The sequence below is a fragment of the Pseudomonas sp. GW821-FHT01E10 genome (genome assembly GCF_059422365.1).
This window is the reverse complement of the sequence record NZ_JBWKWT010000009.1, coordinates 186,958-200,623: the sequence shown is the minus strand read 5'-3', so window position 1 is coordinate 200,623 and position 13,666 is coordinate 186,958. Positions and strand designations below refer to the sequence as shown.

Below are 13,666 nucleotides of genomic sequence, written 5' to 3'. Positions count from 1 at the left end.
GATACCCGTAGCGAGGTGACGACATGCCGAACAACTCCCGTCCCGCCGTGCTCGAACTGATCGGCAATACGCCGCTGGTGCGTATCAGCCGCTTCGATACCGGCCCATGCACACTGTTCCTCAAGCTTGAATCGCAGAACCCCGGTGGTTCGATCAAGGATCGCATCGGCCTGGCGATGATCGACGCCGCCGAGCGCGACGGTCGCCTGCGCCCCGGCGGTACCATCGTCGAGGCCACGGCCGGCAACACTGGCCTGGGGCTGGCACTGGTCGGTCGCGCCAAGGGCTATCGGGTGGTACTGGTGGTGCCGGACAAGATGTCCACCGAGAAAGTCCTTCACCTCAAAGCGATGGGCGCCGAGGTGCATATCACCCGCTCCGACGTCGGCAAGGGCCATCCCGATTATTACCAGGACGTCGCTGCGCGGCTGGCCAAGGACATTCCCGACGCCTTCTTCGCCGATCAGTTCAACAACCCCGCCAACCCGCTGGCCCACGAGTGCAGCACCGCGCCGGAGATCTGGGCGCAGACTCAGCATGATGTGGATGCCATCGTGGTTGGTGTCGGTTCGGCCGGCACGCTGACCGGGCTGACTCGTTTCTTTCAGCGCGTACAACCGAATCTGGAAATGGTGCTGGCCGACCCGGTCGGCTCGGTGATGGCGGAATACAGCCGCAGCGGCACCCTTGGTACGCCCGGCTCCTGGGCGGTGGAGGGCATCGGCGAGGACTTCATTCCGTCGATTGCCGACCTTTCCAGCGTGCGCAAGGCCTATTCGATCAGCGACGAGGAAAGCTTCGATCATGCCCGCCAACTGCTGCGCGCCGAAGGCATTCTCGGCGGCTCTTCGACGGGCACCTTGCTGGCGGCGGCATTGCGCTATTGCCGCGAGCAAACCGAGCCGAAGCGGGTGGTCAGTTTCGTTTGCGACACCGGCACCCGTTATCTGTCGAAGATCTACAACGACCAGTGGATGAACGATCAGGGCCTGCTTGCGCGCAAACGCTACGGCGATTTGCGTGACCTGATCGCGCGGCGTTTCGAGGATGGCCGGGTGGTCAGCGTCGGCCCGGACGACACCTTGCTCACCGCCTTCCAGCGCATGCGCCTGGCGGATGTGTCGCAACTGCCGGTGCTGGTGGACGGGCAGCGGCTGGTCGGGGTCATCGACGAGTCCGATATTCTGTTTGGCGTGCATGAAGACGCCACGCACTTTCGCATGACCGTGACCAGCGCGATGACCGACAAACTCGAAACCCTGCCTCCCGGCGCCAGTCTTGCTGAACTGGAGGCGGTGCTCGACCGTGGGCTGGTGGCGATCATCGCCGATACCTCGGGCTTCCATGGCCTGATTACCCGCGTCGACATGCTCAATCACTTGCGGAGATCACTGGCATGAGTCAGCACGATGAAAGCACCGCGCCACGGGGCTTTGCCACCCGTGTGATCCATGCCGGACAGACGCCGGACCCGACCACCGGGGCGCTGATGCCGCCGATTTACGCCAACTCCACCTATGCGCAGCAGAGCCCCGGTGTGCACAAGGGCTTCGATTACGGGCGTTCGCACAACCCGACGCGCTTTGCCCTGGAGCGTTGCGTGGCGGACCTTGAGGGCGGCACCCAGGCGTTCGCTTTCGCCTCCGGGCTGGCGGCGATCGCCACTGTGCTCGAATTGCTCGACGCGGGTGCGCACATCGTTTCTGGCAATGACTTGTACGGCGGGACTTTCCGTCTGTTCGAACGGGTGCGCCGGCGCAGCGCGGGGCATCGCTTCAGCTTCGTCGATCTGACGAACCTGGCGGCCTTCGAAGCGGCGCTGCAGCATGACACGCGGATGGTCTGGGTCGAGACGCCGAGCAATCCTTTGCTCAGCCTCACTGACCTCGCCGCCGTCGCACGCATCTGTCGCGAGCGCGGCATCATCTGCGTGGCGGACAACACCTTCGCCAGCCCGTGGATCCAGCGTCCTCTGGAATTGGGCTTTGATATCGTGCTGCACTCGACGACCAAGTACCTCAACGGTCATTCCGACGTGATCGGCGGCATCGCAGTGGTCGGGCAGAATGCAGAACTGGCCGAGCGCCTGGGCTTTCTGCAGAACGCAGTGGGGGCGATCGCCGGGCCGTTCGACGCGTTCCTCACCTTGCGCGGGGTGAAGACCCTGGCGCTGCGCATGGAACGTCATTGCAGCAACGCGCTGGAGTTGGCGCAATGGCTGGAACGTCAGCCGCAAGTGGCACGCGTGTATTATCCGGGCCTGCCATCGCACCCGCAGCACGAATTGGCGCGGCGGCAGATGCGCGGGTTCGGCGGGATGATTTCCGTCGAGCTGAACAGCGACCTGACGGGCGCCAGGCGTTTTCTCGAGAGTGTGCGGATCTTTGCCTTGGCCGAGAGCCTGGGCGGGGTGGAAAGCCTGATCGAGCACCCGGCGATCATGACTCACGCCACCATTCCCGCAGAAACACGCGCACAGCTAGGCATCAGCGATGCGCTGGTGCGTTTGTCTGTGGGGGTGGAGGATGTCGAAGACCTACGCGCCGATCTGGCCCAGGCGCTGATGCAAGTTGCGGCGACGCATTCCTTGTAGCAGCTGTCGAGCAGCGCGAGGCAGCTGCTACAAGCCGATCGGGCTCGGCAGCTGCTACAAAAAGCCCGCTAAATCGATAAGCGGGCTTTTTGTCGGGTGTTGGCTGTCAGGCATAACTCCTGAGCGTCTGCGGAGGAATGAACGCTTCCAGCTCATCCTCGACCGCTTCGATAATCCGCTCTACATCGGCAGCGTTCATGACCGTTGCACAAGGAATGCCGGCAATGGCGATCATGGTTTCGCCGCTGGCTCGGTCGAACAGGCGAGCAACCATGCTGCCCGGTGCATCCATGGTCGCCTCGAAACCCATGGGATGAAAATGCCAGCGCATCAGCTGGCAGGCATTTGGAAAAGTAACCTTGCTGAATGAACCTTGATTCATGTGTTGCCCACCTTCTTCATCGAGCGCTTCCTTTAGCTCATGTTAGGAGGGAAGAGCCTTCAATGGCTCAACCGGTGACTGTCTTTAAAAGTAGCACCCGGATGTGAAAATCATGTGGAATTTTTCAGACCGTTCAGCGATTGGTTCAGTTTTTTTGATGCAGGTCATGAGATACGGGCATCTCGGCCAAGGGCCAGCATTGCCGGGCCGGGCATCCCATTGGTCATTGAAGCCCGGACAGAACTTCGGCAAGCTCGATTTTTTCTCGTCGAGTCCTCTATGCACGCCGATGATGATGGTCCGTCGCAAACCCAGGCCACGGGCGACACGGTCATGCGTTACCACCTGCGCTGGAAGCACCGGGATCTGGATGGTGTGATGGCGCTTTATCACCCGGACATTCAGTACAACGACTTTTTCCAGAACCGCGTGATGGGGCTGGATGCGTTGCGCGACTACGTGCGCGACAGTATGCCCCGGGATCCGGATGAGGTGCTGGAGCACTCGGACCGTATTCGACTGGATGGCAACACGGCGTTCATTCAATACCGCATCACCCTTCGCGGCGGTGAAGGGCTGGTGTCGTTTCGGACCAGCGAGGCGATCACCGTGCGTGACGGGCTGATCTGGCGGGTCAATGAATACGCCACCCTTGTACATGAGCAAACATCCGGCAAAGCCGCCCGCAACCTGCGCCCGGCGGTCAGTCGGCTCGGGTTGTCACCGCGACAGCTGAGTTTCATGGCCGAAGACTTGCAGCAGTATTTCCAGGGGCAGCAGCCGTATCTGGATCCCGAACTCGACCTGCAACGGGTGGCGAAGGAGTGCGGTTACAGCCGCAATCAGATTTCCTACCTGTTGAACCAGGTGCTCGGTCAAAGCTTCTACCGTTACGTCAATCAGGCGCGGTTGCAGCATTTGCTCGCGGCACTGGACAGTGCCACTCCACCACTGCGTATCGATGAGCTGGCCTTTGCCGCAGGCTTCAATTCGCTGTCGGCGTTTTACAGCTGTTTCCGCCAGCACACCGGTCTGTCGCCCAAGGCTTACGCCAAACAAATTTCTTTGCGTGCACGCGCGCAAGACGGCCCCTGAGCCCACGCACTAGGATCGACGCCATCGAAGTATTGAGCGGCGGAGTCTTGCATGGCAGCGTGGCGAACGATCAGTTTGTGGATGGATCAACTCGACGAGCCGATGCTGGCGCGCCCGGCGCTGGAACAGGACCTGGACGTCGACGTGGCCATCATTGGCGCCGGGTACACCGGGCTCTGGACGGCGTACTACCTCAAACGCCTGGCGCCGGGACTGAACATCGCCATCGTCGAAGCCCAAACCGCGGGGTTTGGTGCGTCGGGCCGTAACGGCGGCTGGTTGATGGGCAATCTGCTGGGTGAAGACCGCTTGCTCGCCGGACTACCGGCGGAACAACGTCGCGCCTCTTTCGATCTGTTGCACAGGATCCCTGATGAAGTAGAGATCGTCATCGAACGAGAAGGCATTGACTGCGATTACCGCAAGGGCGGGGCGCTTTACTGTGCGGCGCGTTACCCGGAGCAGGAAGCCAGCCTGCGTGATTATCTGGACGCGCTCTACCGCCAAGGGCTGACCGAGGCCGACTACCGCTGGCTCAACACCGAGCAATTGGCGCAACAGATCAGAATTGCCAAACCTTATGGCGGTATCTATGCACCGCACGTGGCGACCATTCACCCGGCAAAGTTGGTGCGAGGTCTGGCACGGACGGTGGAGCGCATGGGGGTCAAAATTTATGAAAACAGCCCGGTCACCCAATGGCAGTCGGGCAGTTTGCGCACCGCCCGCGCGCAGGTTCGCAACCGCTGGATCGTGCCGGCGGTAGAAGGTTACGCAGTCACGTTGCCGCCGCTGGGTCGTTATCAATTGCCCGTGCAGAGTTTACTGGTGGCGACCGAACCGCTGTCCGCCGCGACCTGGGACGACATCGGTCTCAGCCATGGTCAGGCGTTCAGCGAAAGCAGCCGCCAGGTCACCTACGGCCAGCGCACGGCCGACAACCGTCTGGTGTTTGGCGCCCGTGGCGGCTATCAGTTTGCCGGCAAGTTGCGCCATGACTTCGAGCTGAGCGCCAGCGAAGTGCAGTTGCGACGCTACCTGTTCGGTGAACTCTTCCCACAGCTCAAGAACGTGCGAATCACCCACGCCTGGGGCGGCAACCTGGGGATGTCCCGGCGCTTCAAGCCGCACATGCTCTGCGATCAGGCCAGCGGCATCGCCTTGTCGGGCGGTTATGGCGGGGAAGGCTTGGGTGCCAGCAACCTCGGCGGGCGGACGCTGGCCGATCTGATTCTTCGGCGCGATACCGAGTTGGTGCGCCAGCCGTGGGTGATTGCGGAGGGCGGTCTCGACGCGCTCAAGGCCTGGGAGCCGGAGCCCTGCCGCTGGCTGGGCTACAACGCAATCATCCGCAGCTTCGTTCACGAAGACCAGACCCTGGCCAATCCGTCCACCGCGCCCTGGCGTCGCAAACTGGCCGGCCGGGTCGCGGGGTTCATGGAAGGTTTCATGCGCTGAACGGCGATGCACTGATGTTGCCAGCCAACAGCCTCGGCATCTGGGACATCCAGGAAACCGTGCGCAAGACCTACGTTTTGATTTTTTGATCTCTGATTGCCTGCCAGTTCTCCAATAAAAAGAAAACAACCCATACAGGAATCGACCCATGATCCGAAAGACACTGACGCTTGCTCCACTTGCGCTCGTCGCGACCCTCAGTCAGGCCGCCGAGACCGTGAAAATCTACAACTGGTCGGACTACATCGCCCCGGACACCACAAAAAACTTCCAGAAAGAAACCGGTATCGCCTTCAGTTACGACGTCTTCGACAGCAACGAAACCCTGGATGGCAAGTTGATGACCGGCACATCCGGGTATGACGTGGTATTCCCGTCCAACCACTTCATGGCCCGACAGATTGAGGGCGGGGCCCTGAAGAAACTCGACAAGAGCCAGCTGCCGAACTGGAAAAACCTCAACCCGGTGTTGCTCAAAACGTTACAAGCCAACGACCCGGGCAACGAGCATGGCTTCCCGTATTTATGGGGCAGCACCGGCATCGGCTACAACGTGGCCAAGGTCAAGGCTGTGCTGGGCGACAACGCGCCGGTGGATTCCTGGGACCTGATCTTCAAACCCGAGAACATGGCAAAACTGCAAAAGTGCGGCGTGGCGATCCTCGACAACGGGCCCGAACTGTTGCCGGCGGCGTTGAATTACCTGGGGCTGCCGCATCACAGCAAGAACCCCGAAGACTATAAAAAGGCCGAAGCGCTGCTGATGAAAGTCCGGCCCTATGTCAGCTATTTCCACTCGTCCAAATACACCAGCGACCTGGCCAACGGCGATATCTGCGTGGCCGTCGGCTTCTCTGGCGACATTCTCCAGGCGGAAAACCGCGCCAAGGAAGCCGGGAATGGTGTGGACATCGGCTATTCGATTCCCAAGGAAGGCGCGGCCATCTGGTTCGACATGGTCGCCATGCCCGCCGACGCCCCGGACGAGAAAGCCGGTTACGCGTTCATGAACTACCTGCTGCGTCCCGACGTCATGGCCGGCATCAGCAACTACGTGCACTACGCCAACGGCAACGAACAGGCCGACCACCTGATCGATCCGGCGATCAAGAACGACACCAAGGTGTATCCGAGCCCGGAAATGATGGGCAAATTGTTTGCCCTTGAGGCGATGCCGTTGAACATCGACCGGGTGCGGACGCGGGTGTGGAACAAGATCAGGTCCGGTAGCTGATCGGTCTGCCTGCAACACCTCTCGAGTAGCGATGGCAAAAGGCGCGTGCGGTATTACCCGACGCGCCAGTCTGTCATTTGCTGGCGTCCAGCACGACGCGGTAACGCGCCTTGCCACTGCGTAGGTGATCAATGGCGTCGTTGATCCGGCTCATGGGAAAGTGTTCGACCTGCGGCAAGATCTGATGCCGGGCGCAGAACTCAAGCATGGTTGCTGTGTTACTGGGCGAGCCAACCGGCGAGGCGGACACACTCTTTTGTTGGGGCAGGAGGTTGAATACGTGCACTGGAATAGCGCCAGGCACGACGCCGACAAAGTGCAGGCGACCCTTGCCGCGCAGCGTGCCGAGCATGGCCGGCCAGTCGAGGTCGGCGTTGGCGGTGACCAGGAGAAAATCCAGGGTGCCGGCAATGGATTTCAGCGCGTTACTGTCGGTAGAGGCGAGTACGTTGTGTGCCCCCAGGCGCCTGGCTTCGTCCTGTTTGCTCAGCGACGAGGTAAAGGCCGTGACGTCGCAACCCCATGCGTTGAGGAAGCGTAGTGCCAGATGACCGAGGCCGCCGATTCCCACGACACCGACCCGGTCAGTGGGCTTGACGTCGAATTCCACGAGCGGGTTGAACACCGTCGAGCCTGCGCAGAACAGCGGTCCGGCCATGGCCGGGTCAAGTCCGTCCGGTATCGCAAGCGCCCAGGCCCAGTGCGAACGCAGGCGATCGGCGAAGCCGCCGTTGCTGCCGACGATGGTGGGTTGGACTGTGCTGCATAGCTGGTGGGAGCCTTCGATACACGAAGAGCAATGCATGCAACTGCCCTTGTACCAACCGATGCCCACCCGTTGCCCCACTTCGAGACCGCGTACCTGTGCGCCCACTCGCACGATACTGCCGACTACTTCGTGGCCAGGGATAAACGGGTAGTGGCTCAGACCCCATTCGTTATCAATCATCGATTGGTCGGAGTGGCAGACGCCGCAATACTCCACGGCGACTTCCACCTCCTCGGCGCCCAATGGACCGGGGTCGTAGCTATAGCGCTCCAGCGGCGCGCCTGCCGATGTTGCGGCCCAGCCGGTAAAAGTTGTGAGTTCGGTACTGTTGCTCATGGGATACCTCCAGATCAGGAGACAGGGACTTTGGCCGTTCGGATGCGGTGGCCTGGCAAGCCAGAGCGTAATCAGTCTAGCAGGCCGCAATCACGAGCATGGTCTGAGGGCGGTGCCGGGATTAACGGGTCGTCGGAGCCCTGTCGTTGTCCACTGCGGCAACTAACTAGACGTTTAATTTGATTGATATCAATACACTAGCACTGATACTAAGAAGTCCAAAAAAAGAGAGCCAATCAACAAAAAAACAACTTACCAATATTTAATATTTAAATATGAAATTGTCGGACAATCCGGCTGAAACCCTGTACTAAGAACAATCTTTCGACAGCACAAGCAATGTTTGCTGGAGTTCTGCGAAACAGTTCAATTTGACGTCAAAAAAAATGTAGACGTTTGATTTCGAATTGTGTCAGTTTTCATACGCCTTCATTGGGCGAGTGATAGGACGATCTCGCCAGAGATTGTCGTATCGGACAAAAACTGTTCCATTGCTAAACAAGGAAGTGTGTTTATGTCGAAAGTAAAAGACAACGCTATTGATCTTGCCGAACAGGCCTTTGCACCATTGGCTGCCGCCAGTTCTGCCTACAACCAGATCGATAGTTTCAGCCATCAGTATGATCGGGGTGGCAATCTCACGGTCAATGGCAAACCCTCCTTCTCCGTCGACCAGGCCGCTACCCAGCTGCTGCGTGACGGCGCTGCCTACCAGGACAAGGACGGCAGTGGCAAAATCGAACTAACCTACACGTTCCTGACCTCGGCCTCGTCGAGCACCATGAACAAGCACGGCATTACCGGGTTCAGCCAGTTCAATACGCAACAGAAAGCCCAGGCCGTGCTCGCCATGCAATCCTGGGCCGACGTGGCCAACGTCACCTTCACCGAGAAGTCCTCCGGTGGTGACGGTCACATGACCTTCGGCAACTACAGCGGTGGTCAGGATGGCGCAGCGGCATTCGCTTATCTGCCTGGCACGGGCGCCGGTTATGACGGTACTTCGTGGTACCTGACCAACAGCAGCTATACTCCGAACAAGACGCCGGACCTGAACAACTACGGCCGTCAGACCCTGACCCACGAAATCGGTCATACCCTGGGGCTGGCCCACCCTGGCGATTACAACGCCGGTGAAGGTGCACCGACCTACAATGACGCGACTTACGGGCAAGACACCCGCGGTTATAGTGTCATGAGTTACTGGAGTGAAAGCAATACCGATCAGAACTTCAGCAAGGGCGGTGTGGAAGCGTATTCTTCCGGCCCGCTGATGGACGATATCGCGGCCATCCAGAAGCTCTACGGTGCCAACACCACCACCCGTACCGGTGACACCACCTACGGCTTCAACTCCAACGCCGGTCGCGACTTCTTGAGCGCATCTTCCTCGTCGGACAAAGTCGTGTTTTCGGTGTGGGATGCAGGCGGCAAGGACACCCTGGATTTCTCCGGCTTTACCCAGAACCAGAAGATCAACCTCAATGAAGCCTCGTTCTCCGACGTTGGCGGCCTGGTGGGCAACGTGTCCATCGCCAAAGGCGTCACGATCGAGAACGCGATTGGCGGCTCGGGTAGCGACCTGTTGATCGGTAACAGTGTGTCCAACGAACTGAAGGGCGGTGCCGGCAACGACATCCTCTTCGGCGCGGGCGGTGCAGACAAACTGTGGGGCGGCTCGGGTTTGGACACCTTCGTGTTCGCGGCCAGCAGCGACTCCAAGCCAGGCGCGGTCGACCAGATCCTCGATTTCGTCAGCGGCCTGGACAAGATCGACCTGACCGGCATCACCAAAGGCGCGGGCCTGCATTTCGTGAACTCGTTCACCGGTGCGGCAGGCGATGCAGTGTTGACCACTTCGGGCGGCAACAGCCTGTTGTCGGTGGACTTCTCCGGGCACGGCGTGGCTGATTTCCTGGTCAGCACCGTTGGCCAGGCGGCGTTCTCGGACATCGTGGCCTGATTCAAGGCATAAAGGAGGGCGGCGCTTTACGCGTCGTTCTCTGCCCCGATCCAGAGTAAAACGCCCTATGACCCAGAACGCTTTTACCTGCAAAACAACCGCGTGGCTGTTAGCGACGCTGATGATGTTTCTTGGAGAAGTAGCCATGGCAAGCAGTCTGAAATTAGCCGATCCGTCGGAGCTCGCCGGCAAATGGCAAGCCATTTTGAATACCGCGCAAGACTCGCCCGAGTCCCAGGCGCTGCAGGACAAACCGTCGAATGTCTGCACGATAGAGCTTAAATCGGACCAGACCCTGGGTGAGGGGGCCGATTGCTTCAGTGCCTGGCTGAACAAATCGGCGATGGGCTGGTTCCCGGAGCCGGACGGCATTGCCGTGACCGGGGAAGAAGGCTCAAGAATTGTGTTTTTCAGCCGACAGCATGAGGGGTTTTATAAAAGCACCTTGAAGTCGGGGCTGATTATTACGCTCACGCGCGCAGCGCAATAAGCGAAAGGCGTCGGACCGACGACAGGTACTGAATATAAAGACCGTTGTTGCAGTTATAAGCAGCAGATCAATAACCAAGACTCTTTAAAGTCCACAAAGAGTTGTTATTAATCTGTCAGCAATAACCGGCAAAAGAATGTCTCGACCCGCGTGCGGACAGTTAATTGGAACCTTGCCAAGTGAGGCGAGGCTTAATACCTCAGGAAAAACCAATGAAGATGGCGAAGAGCCCGGCCACCGCACCGTTATTCAAGGCACTGGGCGACTATAAGAGCATCTTGATCAGCGTCGGCTGCTTTACCGCATTGATCAACGTTCTGATGTTGGTCCCGTCGATTTATATGCTCCAGGTTTATGACCGGGTGCTGTCGTCGCAAAACGAAACCACACTGGCGATGTTGTCGCTGATGGTGGTCGGGTTCTTCGCCTTCATCGGGTTGCTGGAGACCGTGCGCAGTTTCATCGTCATCCGTATCGGCAGCCAACTGGAACGCCGTTTCAACCTGCGGGTGTATCAGGCTGCTTTCGAGCGCAACCTGTTCAAGGGTGAGGGCAACGCCGGGCAATCCCTGGGCGACTTGACCCATATTCGCCAGTTTGTCACCGGTCCGGCGCTGTTTGCCTTCTTCGATGCGCCATGGTTTCCGGTCTATCTGTTTGTGATTTTCCTGTTTAACGTCTGGCTCGGCGTATTGGCCACCGCAGGGGCGGTGCTGCTGATCGGGCTGGCCTGCCTCAACGAGGCCATGACCAAAAAGCCTTTGGGCGAAGCGGCAGGGTTTTCCCAGAAATCCAGCCAACTGGCCACCAGTCATCTGCATAACGCCGAAACCATTCAAGCCATGGGCATGCTTGGTGCATTGCGCAAGCGCTGGTTCGGGGTGCACTCGCGTTTTCTCGGCCTGCAGAATCAGGCCAGCGATACCGGCGCGGTCATCAGTTCCTTGAGCAAAACCCTGCGCCTGTGCCTGCAATCCCTGGTCTTGGGGTTGGGCGCCTTGCTGGTGATCAAGGGCGACATGACCGCCGGGATGATGATCGCCGGCTCCATTTTGATGGGCCGGGTGCTGAGCCCTATCGATCAGTTGATTGCCGTGTGGAAACAGTGGAGCGGCGCCAAACTCGCGTACCGCCGCCTCGACGCCTTGCTGCAAGCCTTTCCTGCGAGTGACGAGGCCATGGCGCTGCCGGCGCCGAAAGGCCAGATCACGTTCGAGCAAGTCAGCGCCGGCCCGCCGGGGCAGCGGGCAGCGACCTTGCACATGGTCAATTTCAACCTCGGCGCCGGCGAAGTGCTGGGCGTGCTCGGGGCTTCCGGCTCCGGTAAGTCGACCCTGGCACGGGTGCTGGTCGGCGTCTGGCCGACGCTGGGCGGCACGGTGCGCCTCGATGGCGCGGACATTCATCGCTGGAACCGCGACGACCTCGGCCCTTACATCGGCTATCTGCCCCAGGACATCGAATTGTTCAGTGGCAGCATCGCCGAGAACATCGCCCGATTCCGTGAGGCAGACCCGCAAAAAGTCGTCGAAGCCGCGCAACAGGCTGGCGTCCATGAATTGATTCTGCGCATGCCCCAGGGCTACGACACCGTGCTCGGCGAAGACGGCAGCGGTTTGTCCGGTGGCCAGAAGCAACGCGTGGCCCTGGCTCGTGCGTTGTACGGTCATCCGAGCCTGGTGGTACTGGATGAACCGAACTCCAACCTCGATACCGTCGGCGAAGCGGCACTGGCCGGCGCCATCGCACACATGAAGGCCCGGGGCACCAGCGTGATTCTGGTCACCCATCGTTCTTCGGCCTTGGCCCAGGCCGACAAGTTGCTGGTGCTCAACGAAGGTCGCTTGCAAGCCTTCGGCCCAAGCCAGGAAGTGCTCAAGGCGCTTGCCGGCAACCCGTCGGCTACCCAGGAACAATCACGTGAAAAAGCCGCGCAGGCACCGGGCGGGCTCAGCATGAGCCGGCAGTATCAGCCCACGACCAGGAATTCGGGTGTATGAGCAGCACACGCATGAACAACGACAGCGAAGCGACGATGGAACACGATTACATTGCCGAACGCCCTGAGCGCGATGCCCGTTTCTTCGCCCGCATGGGTTGGATTCTGGCGATTGTCGGCGCCGGCAGTTTTTTCACTTGGGCGAGCCTCGCGCCACTCGATCAAGGCATCCCGGTGCAGGGCACCGTGGTGGTCTCGGGCAAGCGCAAGGCCGTGCAATCGATGAGCAACGGCGTGATCAGCCAGATTCTGGTGCGTGAAGGCCAAGTGGTGAAACAAGGCCAGCCGCTGTTCCGCCTCGACCAGACTCAGGTCGCGGCCGACGTGCAATCGCTGCAAGCGCAATACCGCATGGCGTGGGCCAGCCTGGCGCGCTGGCAGAGTGAACGGGACAACCTCAAGCAGGTGAATTTCCCCGCTGAACTGAGCAACGATCCCGATCCGCGCCTGGCGCTGGTGCTTGAAGGCCAACGGCAATTGTTCAGCAGCCGCCGCGAAGCGTTTTCCCGTGAGCAAGGCGCTTTGCGCGCGAACATCGAAGGCGCCAGCGCGCAACTGGCCGGCATGCGCCGCGCGCGCACTGACCTGACGGCCCAGGCCAGTTCCCTGCAACAACAGTTGAGCAATCTGCAGCCCTTGGCAGACAACGGCTACATCCCGCGCAACCGCTTGATGGAGTACCAGCGTCAGCTGTCGCAAGTGCAGCAACAACTGGCAGAGAACACCGGCGAAAGCGGCCGGGTGGAGCAGGGCATCCTCGAATCCCGACTGAAGCTGCAACAGCACAGCGAGGAATACCAGAAGGAAGTGCGCAGCCAACTGGCCGACGCGCAGCTCAAAAGCGTGACCCTGGAAGAGCAGCTGACTTCCGCCGGCTTCGACCTGCAACACAGCGAAATCGTCGCCACCGCCGATGGCATTGCGGTCAACCTTGGGGTTCATACCGAAGGCGCGGTAGTACGCCAGGGCGAAAACCTGCTGGAGATTGTCCCGCAAGGCACCAGCCTGGAAGTGGAAGGGCACTTGCCGATCAACTTGATCGACAAGGTCGGCACGCACTTGCCGGTGGACATTCTGTTCACCGCGTTCAACCAGAGCCGTACCCCGCGAGTGCCGGGCGAAGTCAGCCTGATCTCCGCCGACCAAATGGTCGATGAGAAAACCGGTGCGCCGTATTACGTGCTGCGCAGCAGCGTCAGCGATCAGGCGATGGAAAAACTCAACGGCCTGGTGATCAAGCCTGGCATGCCGGCAGAAATGTTCGTGCGCACCGGTGAACGTTCACTCCTCAACTATCTGTTCAAACCGCTGCTCGACCGGGCAGGCTCCGCGTTGACCGAGGAATAA

General features: G+C 60.0%; 11 protein-coding genes and 1 pseudogene. 10 read left to right on the top strand and 2 right to left on the bottom strand.

The genetic code is table 11. The features are described from left to right. Window positions 1–23: 23 nt before the first annotated feature. Both AC07V0_RS17875 and AC07V0_RS17870 read left to right on the top strand, forming a co-directional pair. A complete protein-coding gene (locus AC07V0_RS17875; protein ID WP_064618027.1) occupies window positions 24–1,400 on the top strand; it encodes a pyridoxal-phosphate dependent enzyme in 1,377 nt (458 codons plus the stop codon). Next, window positions 1,397–2,593, top strand: a complete 1,197-nt coding sequence (locus tag AC07V0_RS17870) for a cystathionine gamma-synthase (RefSeq protein WP_018926010.1) — start codon at window positions 1,397–1,399, stop codon at window positions 2,591–2,593. Before AC07V0_RS17875 ends, AC07V0_RS17870 begins: the two co-directional genes overlap by 4 nt. Window positions 2,594–2,699: 106 nt before the next feature. Here AC07V0_RS17870 and AC07V0_RS17865 read toward each other — a convergent pair whose 3' ends face one another. Continuing rightward, window positions 2,700–2,975: a DUF1652 domain-containing protein gene (locus AC07V0_RS17865; RefSeq protein ID WP_018926009.1), complete on the bottom strand. Its 276-nt coding sequence runs from the start codon at window positions 2,973–2,975 to the stop codon at window positions 2,700–2,702. A 279-nt stretch (window positions 2,976–3,254) separates the two neighbouring features. Here AC07V0_RS17865 and AC07V0_RS17860 point away from each other — a divergent pair, with 279 nt between their 5' ends. The 4 genes and pseudogenes from AC07V0_RS17860 to AC07V0_RS17845 all read left to right on the top strand — a co-directional run bounded on the left by AC07V0_RS17860 (window position 3,255) and on the right by AC07V0_RS17845 (window position 6,762). Then, window positions 3,255–4,070 (top strand): helix-turn-helix transcriptional regulator, encoded by an 816-nt coding sequence (locus tag AC07V0_RS17860; RefSeq protein WP_495019775.1) that lies wholly within the window; start codon window positions 3,255–3,257, stop codon window positions 4,068–4,070. Window positions 4,071–4,121: 51 nt separating this feature from the next. Next, window positions 4,122–5,528, top strand: a complete 1,407-nt coding sequence (locus tag AC07V0_RS17855; RefSeq protein WP_495019774.1) for an NAD(P)/FAD-dependent oxidoreductase — start codon at window positions 4,122–4,124, stop codon at window positions 5,526–5,528. A gap of 2 nt (window positions 5,529–5,530) precedes the next feature. Beyond that, window positions 5,531–5,617 (top strand): annotated as a pseudogene (locus tag AC07V0_RS17850) (cupin domain-containing protein); the annotation flags it as partial. Window positions 5,618–5,676: 59 nt separating this feature from the next. Then, window positions 5,677–6,762, top strand: a complete 1,086-nt coding sequence (locus tag AC07V0_RS17845) for a polyamine ABC transporter substrate-binding protein (protein WP_495019773.1) — start codon at window positions 5,677–5,679, stop codon at window positions 6,760–6,762. 73 nt (window positions 6,763–6,835) lie between these two features. On the opposite strand, the gene ahr is transcribed toward AC07V0_RS17845, so the two are convergent. Then, a complete protein-coding gene (ahr, locus tag AC07V0_RS17840) occupies window positions 6,836–7,867 on the bottom strand; it encodes an NADPH-dependent aldehyde reductase Ahr (protein WP_495019772.1) in 1,032 nt (343 codons plus the stop codon). 514 nt (window positions 7,868–8,381) lie between these two features. Here ahr and AC07V0_RS17835 point away from each other — a divergent pair. From AC07V0_RS17835 to AC07V0_RS17820, 4 genes are all read left to right on the top strand, one after another. Beyond that, entirely contained in the window at window positions 8,382–9,830 is a 1,449-nt protein-coding gene (locus AC07V0_RS17835; protein ID WP_495019771.1) for a serralysin family metalloprotease, read from the top strand. A 67-nt stretch (window positions 9,831–9,897) separates the two neighbouring features. Next, window positions 9,898–10,320: an AprI/Inh family metalloprotease inhibitor gene (locus tag AC07V0_RS17830; protein ID WP_495019770.1), complete on the top strand. Its 423-nt coding sequence runs from the start codon at window positions 9,898–9,900 to the stop codon at window positions 10,318–10,320. 212 nt (window positions 10,321–10,532) lie between these two features. Further along, a complete protein-coding gene (locus tag AC07V0_RS17825) occupies window positions 10,533–12,320 on the top strand; it encodes a type I secretion system permease/ATPase (RefSeq protein WP_495019769.1) in 1,788 nt (595 codons plus the stop codon). After that, complete coding sequence (locus AC07V0_RS17820) at window positions 12,317–13,666, top strand: HlyD family type I secretion periplasmic adaptor subunit (RefSeq protein WP_111453380.1); 1,350 nt, start codon at window positions 12,317–12,319, stop codon at window positions 13,664–13,666. Before AC07V0_RS17825 ends, AC07V0_RS17820 begins: the two co-directional genes overlap by 4 nt.

Coding starts and splice junctions, on each gene's coding strand:
- AC07V0_RS17845 (WP_495019773.1), top strand. CDS start 5,677: ATGATCCGAAAGACACTGACGCTTGCTCCACTTGCGCTCGTCGCGACC.
- ahr (WP_495019772.1), bottom strand. CDS start 7,867: ATGAGCAACAGTACCGAACTCACAACTTTTACCGGCTGGGCCGCAACA.
- AC07V0_RS17830 (WP_495019770.1), top strand. CDS start 9,898: ATGACCCAGAACGCTTTTACCTGCAAAACAACCGCGTGGCTGTTAGCG.
- AC07V0_RS17855 (WP_495019774.1), top strand. CDS start 4,122: ATGGCAGCGTGGCGAACGATCAGTTTGTGGATGGATCAACTCGACGAG.
- AC07V0_RS17870 (WP_018926010.1), top strand. CDS start 1,397: ATGAGTCAGCACGATGAAAGCACCGCGCCACGGGGCTTTGCCACCCGT.
- AC07V0_RS17875 (WP_064618027.1), top strand. CDS start 24: ATGCCGAACAACTCCCGTCCCGCCGTGCTCGAACTGATCGGCAATACG.
- AC07V0_RS17835 (WP_495019771.1), top strand. CDS start 8,382: ATGTCGAAAGTAAAAGACAACGCTATTGATCTTGCCGAACAGGCCTTT.
- AC07V0_RS17820 (WP_111453380.1), top strand. CDS start 12,317: ATGAGCAGCACACGCATGAACAACGACAGCGAAGCGACGATGGAACAC.
- AC07V0_RS17825 (WP_495019769.1), top strand. CDS start 10,533: ATGAAGATGGCGAAGAGCCCGGCCACCGCACCGTTATTCAAGGCACTG.
- AC07V0_RS17865 (WP_018926009.1), bottom strand. CDS start 2,975: ATGAATCAAGGTTCATTCAGCAAGGTTACTTTTCCAAATGCCTGCCAG.
- AC07V0_RS17860 (WP_495019775.1), top strand. CDS start 3,255: ATGCACGCCGATGATGATGGTCCGTCGCAAACCCAGGCCACGGGCGAC.